The sequence below is a fragment of the Desulfovibrio piger genome, from assembly GCF_012843875.1.
Lineage (GTDB): Bacteria > Desulfobacterota > Desulfovibrionia > Desulfovibrionales > Desulfovibrionaceae > Desulfovibrio.
On sequence record NZ_JABAFY010000067.1, the window covers coordinates 1 to 10,580 of the forward strand.

Annotated in this window: 6 protein-coding genes; all 6 read left to right on the forward strand. The window is 42.3% G+C overall.

Going from position 1 to position 10,580, the window contains the following annotated elements:
- Nucleotides 1–1,215, forward strand: a 1,215-nt coding sequence (locus tag HF854_RS11460) for an MFS transporter (protein WP_205906119.1), incomplete at its 5' end; no start/stop codon positions are given.
- 168 nt (nucleotides 1,216–1,383) lie between these two features.
- Nucleotides 1,384–1,647: a hypothetical protein gene (locus HF854_RS11465; RefSeq protein WP_168936412.1), complete on the forward strand. Its 264-nt coding sequence runs from the start codon at nucleotides 1,384–1,386 to the stop codon at nucleotides 1,645–1,647.
- 1,415 nt (nucleotides 1,648–3,062) lie between these two features.
- Entirely contained in the window at nucleotides 3,063–6,398 is a 3,336-nt protein-coding gene (locus HF854_RS11470) for an ATP-binding protein (protein ID WP_168936413.1), read from the forward strand.
- A complete protein-coding gene (locus HF854_RS11475; protein ID WP_168936414.1) occupies nucleotides 6,388–8,028 on the forward strand; it encodes a DNA/RNA non-specific endonuclease in 1,641 nt (546 codons plus the stop codon). The genes HF854_RS11470 and HF854_RS11475 overlap by 11 nt, the downstream gene beginning before the upstream one ends.
- Nucleotides 8,025–8,336 carry a hypothetical protein gene (locus HF854_RS11480; RefSeq protein ID WP_168936415.1) on the forward strand — a complete coding sequence of 104 codons (312 nt, stop codon included), beginning with the start codon at nucleotides 8,025–8,027 and terminating at the stop codon, nucleotides 8,334–8,336. The genes HF854_RS11475 and HF854_RS11480 overlap by 4 nt, the downstream gene beginning before the upstream one ends.
- The gene (locus HF854_RS11485) at nucleotides 8,336–9,850 is read left to right on the forward strand and encodes a hypothetical protein (RefSeq protein WP_168936416.1); all 1,515 of its coding nucleotides are present in this window, start codon (nucleotides 8,336–8,338) and stop codon (nucleotides 9,848–9,850) included. Before HF854_RS11480 ends, HF854_RS11485 begins: the two co-directional genes overlap by 1 nt.
- Nucleotides 9,851–10,580: the final 730 nt, after the last annotated feature.

The window sequence follows — 10,580 nt, forward strand, 5'->3', positions numbered from 1 at the left end:
ATCACGAAAATCTGTTTGTTTCATGGGACGAGATTACCACACCTTTTAAAATCAAAAAACATGCCGGACATCCTCTTCATTTGTATCGCAAACCTTTGCACATGTATGGCTATATATTCAGTAATGCCTGTGCTTCCGTTGTATTTGATCGATGTCCTTCACTGTAAAGAATCGGTGATGGGCATAGGTCTCGCAGCCTTTCCCCTGGTCGCCCTTGCGGTGCGTCCTTTTTCCGGGATGATGTCAGATATGATGGACTGCAAGCGTCTCCTGCTGATTGCTACCACCTGCTGCGCTATCTTTTTCCCTCTGACTTTTATGGCGGCAACGATCTCGCTTTTTATCGGCATACGTTTGTTGCATGGCATAAGCTTTTCCATCATGACCACTTCGCAGGCAACGATGGCAGTCAGCTTTATCCCTGAGAAAAAATTGGGGATGGGGATCGGGGTATTCAGCAGTATGTTGTCGCTGGGGATGATCCTTGGCCCCATGCTGGGCTTGTATGTGACGAACAAATATTCCTATGCCGCTGCTTTTGGCTTGCCCTTTGTCTTTGCCATGCTGGGTACTTTTTTGCAGTTATTCATCACGGCTCCGAAAAAAATACAGGCAGCAAAACACAGAAAGCCTGCCTGGGACATGTTTTTCATGCCGCAAGGCCTCTATGCACTGGCCTCTTTGTTCATTGCAGCCTTCATGCTGGGGATGGTCTCGAATTATACCTCAGTGCTGGCCAGAGACACTGGCATGGATTCCTATGCCAGTGCTTTTTTTCTGCTGATGGGGATAGGGCTCTTGGTGAGCCGTCTGTTCTCCGGCTATATTGTAGATAAAGGCTATCTCGTCATTCTGGTCTGTATGGCGAATCTTGTGGCGCTGGGCGCTGCGTTGCTCCTTACCCGGACGACATCTCCCGTACTTTTTCTGGGATGCGGGGGGCTGCTGGGCATATCTCTGGGGGCTCTTCTGCCCAGCTATCAGACAGTACTTGTATATCTGGCGGACAAGACAAAGCGGGGAGTTGCCAATGCAATGTACTTTATCGGGATGGATAGCGGTATATGTCTTTCCCTCCTGATGGGAGGGATCATCTCTCAGTCATTGGGGATGGATATTGCCTATATGGTTGCAGCTTGGGGGCAGCTTGTCTCGCTGGGGATATTCCTCAAATTCGTCGCTCCCCAATATCGGGCTGTGCTTGGTTCCGAATAGGGCGGACAGGCTCTTTTTCTATCCTTCTGCCGCGGGGCGGAGAGGAAGACGGCCTTGGAAGTCGTCCGTATTCACTGACATCCTTTCCCTGCATGGAAGACAGATGCCGGACAAGGATATGCCGCAGCGTGGGAAGATCAGAAGATCAGGTACGCCAGGTAACGAAGCATGCAGCAAGGCAAAAAGTCGGCAGGCAAGCAGCTTGGCTTCCTGACGGAAACATGTTCCCAGGCTCAGGCGTATCTCGGCATTCCCCAGACGTTTTTTGGGCAGCAGCAGGCAGAGCACAACGAAAATAGAAGATGCGTCCCACGCAAAGAAGATGCTGGCCGGAACGGCGGGTTGCTGGGTGGGAGTGGCAAGTGCCGTGCGGGTGAGCGGAAGAAGCGGCAGCGGATGGCATTTGAGGCACCTTTTGTACCACCTGTTTGACCCAAATTCGTAAAGGTAGGAAAAACAGGGGACGGGCTGGGCTTGCTGCGCTGCTCGAAACAACCAAAAAAGAAAGGGTTGCGGCTAGTTGCCACAACCCTTGATGTCTTGCTGGTGCCGAGGGCGGGAATCCTAAAAATTCCAATGCAAGCCGTTAATAAAAAATAAGATTTTCCAAGTAAACACTTCTTTCGTGTTATAGTATTGCAGGAAATAATGCAAGATAAAGTTTAAATTTTGACAGAAAGTTTGTAGAGTATAAATGATCGTACAGAATTTTTGTGAAATTTTATATAGGCATTCATTTGTTTATTGCTATTAAATTTTAATAATAAAAGTAGATAATTTATCAAATTATTGCGATAACAATGATGACAGTGGTAGATTTAAAAAATTGCAGTCTAGCAAATATTCGCTCCATTAGGTAGCGCTAGCAGGATTCCTCCAGGGGAGCAAGAGAGAGAAACATTGCTGAAACGGGACTTGCAAAACCATGACATTGAGGGAGGAACAGCACGCTTTTTGATTTAAGGAAAACGTGGTATGCCCGAGGCATAGAGCGTGTAGGATTTTGTGGTATCCCCTAATTGGGGGGATGGTTCACGGAGCTTCCTCATCCAGGTGACGGAGAGGAAGAAAGGTGTTTTGCGTGCAGATGAACACAACTCGACACATGGAAAAAATTTCAGGTGAGCAAGCGAGTAGCCCGAAACGGAGTAGTCATGGCTGATTATATCTTGAAGCTCTTCGGCAGGAAGCTAATTCGATTTTCCGCTAAGGATACCGGTGATATTCCTGAGCTCTCCATAACGCACACAGATTAGGATGCTCTGTCACGCATCCGCTTGGAATGGAGGTGTCGGATGCCCGCTGGCTGAAGTACAGAAAGATTCCCAGGAACAGAGCGTACATCCATTCGTTTCTGGCAAAGACCGGTTAATAGCACAATGGACATCATCGATGTTAGCAAGGGGCTTTCCCTCAACGGGAGCTACGGGAAGGGGATTCAAAAAACTTAAAACGGAAATATAGGCCTTTCGCTGATCTTCCCCAGCTGAATGGTGTGAGCTGCCGGATAGCCAGCACACAGGATGGAGGGCTTTATTTTTTTAAGGAGAGGCCCCATAAGTATAATAGATATCCATTCCTTCGTACAACAGTCATACTTTTAAGCCTTATAATCATTTATGGTGTTATTGTATATTATTTGTTTTTATAATAATTTTTTTATTTCCTTACGAATTGTTAGAACCTGTGTATAAACAAAGAGAATGACTATGGTATCGTTCAATAGGATAATAGGGAGTAGTTTGAATGTTTGTTTTATAAAAAAAAGTATATATTAGGTCAGGTTGAATCTTAAATATGGACTGGCGATCTATAGCTCCAGAGGGATAAAAATGGGAAATGATCTTATGAATAACGAAAATTCTTCATATTTAAATGTGCTGAATATTCAGTTGAACAGAAAAAATTTAAATAATCTCAATTTTGATATATATAAAAATTTATGTTTTTTTGATAATTATAGTTTTGTTAAGATGCATCTATTCAAGGTGAATAAAATTTGCTATCGAGAGAAGAAGAATCTTATCTTCTCTATGGAGAACTATATTAAAACATGCTATAGATTAAATATCCCTTTTATTTACATCTTGTTAGCTCGGCAAGGGGATATGTATTTATATTATGGAATGTTTCATGAACATGAAGCATTTTTTGAAAAGCGGCGGACACTATCCGCAGCATTTAACTCTTTTTTCCCTGGCTGTACAACAGAAGTCATTGAAGATGCTGATGTAATTCAAAAAATGTTGCAGGATTTTCCTAATAAAAAAGTCATTCTTGGCATACCTGATGCAAAATATACCAGGAATGATAAAAATAATGACAGTTTACAGGTAGAATTTGGTATAGAGCGTATAGCTGATGCTGCGAATAATAATGACTTTGCTTTAGTCGTGACAGCATTTCCTTTAAATAGGGAAAAAATTAATTCTTATCAGGGAAATATTTCAGCAACACTTAATACGTTGCATCCACTTACAAAATATTCGATGCAGGCTTCATACGCAACCCAGTCAGGCGTTACTCGGGGAAGCTCCATTAATTTTTCCACAGGAACCTCACAAGGCGAAAATCATTCTTCGTCCATGTCTCAAATGAATAGAGACGGGAATGTTATTTCCCGTATCGCCTCAGATACGTCGCGTTGGTTCTCGGGAGGGGTAGTATCTACACAAAACTTTTCCGAACAGAATGGTGTACAAAAAAATTTTAGTAAAAATGCCGGAATATCAGAAAATATAGCTGATAATAACGCTGAAACCGTTACATCCGGCATGACCTCAGAAGCCATTTCTAAGGAAGCTCAATTTCTTGAAAGTTTGATGGATAAGCTCTACAAGCGTACGCAGGACAGTATGGGAGAAGGGATGTGGAATACTGTCTGTACAATTATGGCTGAAGATGATGGCACAGTACATATGCTGGGAGATGTTTTCCAGGGGCTTATGAGTGGACCAGATAGCTTTCCAGATCCATTACGCTGTTTTGATGTGCCTTCTGCATTTAATCCATTTCAAGTATTGCGAATTTCTCCTCCTGGAATACAAAAACTTGGCGAGGCCTATGAGGGGTTATCTACGTGGTTAACCTCCGCAGAACTTTCGCGCTATGTTGGACTACCTCTTCATGATATGCCGGGGCTTGATGTTCAGGAACTGGTAGAATATGCACGTTTTTTGCCAGTATCTTTTAAGGAGGAAAAGGCTATCGAGCTAGGCTGCACTCTGGATAGAGGTAGAGAAACGGGGCGACCTTTTATTGTTCCATTGAGCAGGCTTAATTGTCATTGTTTTGTGACAGGCGCTACCGGCTCTGGAAAAAGTACGACTATTCGCAGCATGCTGATTGAGCTGTGGCACAAACAAGGTATCCCTTTTTTGGTCATTGATCCTGTGAAGACAGAATATGAGGAGCTTAAAAAATATATTCCCGAGCTCCAGGTTTATACATTAGGAAAAAATAACAATGATTTTACACTCAATCCATTTTCTTTCGAAACTGCTGTTGGGTTGACTCCTCACATCGATTATCTCAAAGCTGCGTTCAATGCTTCATTGGGAATGTATTCCAGTATGCCCTACATCCTGGAAGATATTATTTACAAGGCTTATGCCGACTGTGGTTGGGATTTGCACACAGGAACGAATCCGGCATACGAGGCCTGTAAGGATTTGATCGACGCTCCTGGTGACAAGCTGAAGGAATTGTTTTTGCCGACTTTATCCATGCTTGTCCCCATGGTAGAACAGGCGATAGCAACCTTTTTCCCCAATGCAACTGATTATAGTGGCAGCCTCCTGGGAGCTATCCGTTCTCGCCTCAGCAGTATGACTCGGGGAGCCAAAGGGGAGGTTCTGGATCGTCGATTCTCTACTTCCTGGGAGGCCCTGTTACAGCGCCCGTGCGTTCTTGAGTTGTGGCCTTTTGCCGATAATGAGGAGAAGGGCTTTGTTATGAGCCTGCTCCTGCTTAAATTGTTTGAACATCGGCAGGCTGGCATACTGCGTTCGTCTCGATCTGAGTTGCGGCATGTACTCGTCATTGAAGAGGCACATCGCTTGCTTGCTAAGCCTAAAGGAGGCTCTGAGACGAAAGGGAGTGGTCGAGAAAAAGGAGTGGAAGTTTTTGCTGATATGCTGGCAGAAATCCGCTCGTTTGGCCAGGGGCTCATTATCGCGGATCAGATACCGGCCAAGCTCATTGATGATATAGTCAAAAATACAGATATCAAAATAGCACATCGTATACTTGCACGAGATGATAAAGAAAGTCTTTCTTCCTGTATGCTACTCGATAAAAAGCAGACTGCTGATTTGGCTCGTCTCCATCGTGGAGTAGCTTCGGTTTTTTTTGAAGGTATGGAAAAGCCAGCACAGGTAAAGATAATTCCTGCTGAAAGTCGGTATACTGAATTCAGTATGCATAATAGAAAAGACTATACAAATAATGATTCATTATATAAGCATGTTTTTTGTGATACAACTATCGTTGTAAAATTGGATAAGATTCAGCAGCAAGTCTGGGTTGAACATATCCGTCGTCTTGGTACGCTCATGTTGTTACTTTCTCCAGGTGAACTTTTGACGCTGCGAGAAGAATCAATTTTTCTTACAGAAAATTTTGAACAGAAAAAACTTGGTCCCTGTTTATCTGAAGGGATGTGTTTGCTTATGGATAAATTGGATGATTTAGGCAACATCCCGAGGATATGGAGTATCCGTTTATGCTGTGCTTTGTATCAGGCCTTGTTCAAGTGGCTTGGCAAAGAAGATTTTGAGATGGCTTGGACAAAACTACGCAAGCTATCCTTACATTATGGCCTTTGGTGTATGCAAGAAAAACAAGATGGCACTTTAGACTTTGCTGATGAACTTATACGTATGTTTGTAAGGTCACATCAAGATGCATTTCAGTTGGATATGGTAACTGCCCTGCAAAGCTGTCTTCATACTGAGCAGGTAACGACGGAAGTCCAAGATGCGTTATTAAAATATATAATTAAAATGTATGATGGTATTAATGTCTCATCATGGCTTAGAGCGGAAAGTGGTATACGCCTTCTTACAAAGGTATGTTCAAATGACGATACGATTTGTGAGGCGGTAAAATTGTATATAAATATATTAAAAGATGTAGAACGCAAATTCATTAAGCCTGAGAAGGATGAAGCGTATGTTTGGTAGCTATGATTTAGGATTGATTGCACGTATTTCATCTATAGTACATAGCGGGAACGTTGCTTCAAGAAACAATGAATCAGTAAATATAAATGGGAACAATCTTGCGACTATTAATAAAGAAGAGATTGGAAAATCAAAGACAGATATAGGAGAAGAGCATTATTCAACAGCTTATCTCGTTGATAAGAAATATCTGGGTGCTGGAAATTTGATGGACCTGTATGCAACTATTCGTGAAGGCAAGATTCCTTCTATGCAGCTTGTCCTCATGAGTGCTGCAGATTTCGCCAATTTATTAACATTAAACATGTTTCATTGCATATTTGACCCTATACGTCTTAACCCGCACGCTTCAAAACACCTCATTGTAGATAGTTTTTCTGCAGAAACAAGGAAAGGGGAGGCCATCCAAGAGGAGAAGGAAATTGGTCAAAGCAGCAAGGTCGAGCAGCAGCCTTCTGGAGAAGATGATACGAAGCAAGTCCTCGTTACCCGTGAGGAGAAAGTAATTCAATCTGAGCAGGAGACAAGGCATATTATCCGAGAGCAAAGCAGGGCTTACAGATTGCAGGATGAGAAATCTGAAATTTCTGATGTTGCATCAGCTAGACAGGCTATGCATGGTCCTTCTATCCTTCTGAAAGATAAGGCTATTGTTGAACGCGAGATTGTTACATGCCAGGAACATATCGTAACACGTGATGGAAAAGAGACGAAAATAGTTGCTGGACTCGATATCGGTGCTTTTATTGGAAGAAATGGATTATATAATCAGGAAAGCAGAGATAGTAGTGGTACTATATCACGACAAGTATATGTAATAGAATCTCCTGAAGCCAGTGGCTTGAACGATAAGCTTGATACTGTTGATCTTTCTCAGAACTGTAAGCTTGTCGGAACGTCACAAGATAAATTAGAGCCACAACATATCACAGTAGAAAACGATGTTTCCTTTGATCAGGGCTATATTAGCTATGCCCCATTTGTTGGGTCTATCGCAAATGTCGCTTCAAAAGTATCTTATGGCGCTGAAATCGGCGCTAAGGATGCCTTATGGGTTGCGCTAGATATTGCTCCTTTAGGGGCCATTTCTTTTGTGAAACTAGGGGCCGTCAAGGCAGTGGCGGCATCGGGAAATATGGCCGCTGCAGTAAAGACTGGTATAAATTCGATGCCAAGAAGATATAGTATAGGGGCAATTGGTAAACTAGAACCCAATAATATATATATAGAAAACGGATATCGCAGTGTAACGGATAGATTGGGACGGCTGAAGAACGTTTCCGGAGAACTCCATTTGACCCCTTCGGCACGTGATCTTGCCGCCCAAGCTGAAGCTCGAGGAATGGGATTGCCTACAGATGATGCCGGGCATATGATAGGAGCCCGGTTTGGCGGCCCTTCGGGGCTGACAAATCTTGTACCCCAGAATGCGAATTTAAATAGAGGCGCATGGAAGAGTATGGAGAATGAGTTTGCACAGTATGTGAGAAACGGTGAGAAAGTTAATATTACAGTGAAGCCAAATTATACTGATTCAAACTTGCGCCCTGACTCTTTTACGGTTAAATACACTATTAATGATGGCAAGGTACACACAAAATACTTTGAAAATACAGGGGCAGCATCATGAATATAACAGCCTATTTTCAATCAATTGCTGAAATTCTGCTGCCTTTTTTATCTGATGGCTGGAAGAAAATCTGTTTGGATGTCGATTTCACGGATGATATAGTAAATTTTGAAATAGAAGTATGTACTTCTGATGAAAAGATATATAATTTGGAATTGGATAGTTTTAGTGTTAATAGTCTTATTGTTATATTTAGAGATTTGTATAGGATGAACATAGAAATATCCGGATCACCTTTCCTTAAGGCTAAGTTGACTATTTGTGCGACAGGGGCTTTTGACTGTGACTTCACTTATGGAGAAGATTAATGCCTTATTGCAAGCGCTGTAATAAAGACTATCTTGTTGGTGTGTTTTGCTCTGATTGTGGAGAAAAACTTGTTTGTGAAGATGAGCGTATGGATAGGAAAGTATCCCACAGTGAAATAGCTTGTCCCTGCTGCGGCAGTCTGACGAACCCTCCTGGCTGGGCGGTCTGTCAGGCTTGCGGAACCCCTTCCCCTAAGCGAGCAGCTTCTCCTGCGGAGGCTTTAGCGGATCCCCCCCATGCCATGGATCAATTTTCCTTGTTGATAGAAGCTGCACTTGCAGATGGTACGATTAGTCTGGCAGAGCAGGCTTTTCTTTTAAAAAAAGGGCAAGAATTAGGATTGGAGGAATCTGTAATAACATCCATGCTGCAGCAGGTCACTCCTTTCATGGAGCAGGATATGGCATCATCTGCTTCCAGGAAGGTGGAGAAGGTTACTGCCCAAATATTGCATGAATTCTCTCAAAATACTGAGCTTGATGAGTGTAGTACGTTATTTTCAGCTGCTCTTTTGAATATGGATGAGGGATGTCCGCTCCATATCTATAAGATGTTGTCTTTAGGCATGTCGTGTCTACAGATATGTAAGGATATTATCTTATGTGTGGGAGGCTTGGTCAGGGATGATTCATCATTTTATGTCATGCCTTTTTTTGATGTCAAAAAGCTCAAACATGCTGAATTCATTCCAGATAGTCTGCGAAAGAATAATAAAATTCTCTTTTACTACGATTCTACGATTTTTGGCGGAGGTGATGAAGGGTTTGCCCTTTCAGCTTCGGCTTTATATCTGTCCGTTTCGTCAAATAAAATATATATGATTCCCTATTCGATTATTAGTGATGTATATGCTAAAAATCGTTCTATTTATGTTGTGTGTAATAATTGTGACCATATCTATATTAATATGAGGCACGGAAATCAGGAAAAAATTATTTTTTTATTAAAAATGCTTTCTCATGCTTGTTATGTTGCTCATAGTGGGAGTGACTTTAGTGGACAAGTTAGAAAAGAGAATTTAATACTTCTTGATAGTGCTATCAAAGAAATGGATGTGGATAGATGTGTTGACTATAGTTGTAGATTGATAGATATCGCGGAAAACAAATCTTATATTGCGAAGTATATTCTTTTTAAATTTGGAAATATGGTCTCAGATGATTCTTCTTTTTATGCTTGTCCAGTCTATAATAGAAAGAAGATAAATAATGCCTCATTTTTTACTAATGCTGTTGTAAATGATGATGATGTTCTAATGTATTATGATGCGACATTCTTGGGAGGAGGCGACGATGGATTTGTTTTAACAAGTACGACTTTGTATTCTTCAACAAGTTGCTTATCAAGTATTGATTATAAAGATATTAATTCTATACAAAAAGGTGAAAAATCATCCAATATTTTGGTAAATGATAACAAAATATCTTTGACAATAACAGAACATGTCGATCGTGTATTGTTTATTTTAAAGGTGATGTCCAGTATATGGAAATATACTCATCGAACAATATGAATAAAAAAGCTCAGGTAAGCCTGTTTTTATAGCGACAGCTATTTGGATAAATTCGATTATAGTGAGTCTGGGGAGGGATTGTCCCCTCTTCAGGCTTTCTTATGACTTGGCTAGTCGAGTGTCTAGGGCGCGAGGCATCCTTACATACGGGTGGCTTTCATAAGGTATCAGGGCAGAGCATCCCGTGAGGATGGTCTGTCCTGATACTGTTTTCAGCGGAACAGGAAGTCACCGAAGGGGAAGCCAAAGCCCCGTCAGGTGATATGGCAGCGATGTGTTTCCCAGAAAATCTTGCTGTGGAAAGCGGGGAAATTTTTGCTGTAACTGGTTGGGATAGTGGATGAAGGCAGGTATCCTGACAAACAGCTTTCCTGGCAGATGAAGTGAACCCTGTGGCCGGATATGCTGGTTGCCGATCACAAGTAAAAGAAGAAGTCATGAAGCCTCTTGCATCTCCTGCACTCATGCTGTTTGTGACCGTCATTACTGGTGGTTGCGGAAAAGAGCAGGGCAGAGCCGTTTTCCGGGGACCACGTTTCCCGTATTCACTGACATCCTTTCCCTGCATAGAAGACAGATGCCGGACAAGGATATGCCGCAGCGTATGAAGATCGGGTACACCAGGTAACGAAGCATGCAGCAAGGCAAAAAGTCGGCAGGCAAGCAGCTTGGCTTCCTGACGGAAACATGTTCCCAGGCTCAGGCGTATCTCGGCATTCCCCAGACGTTT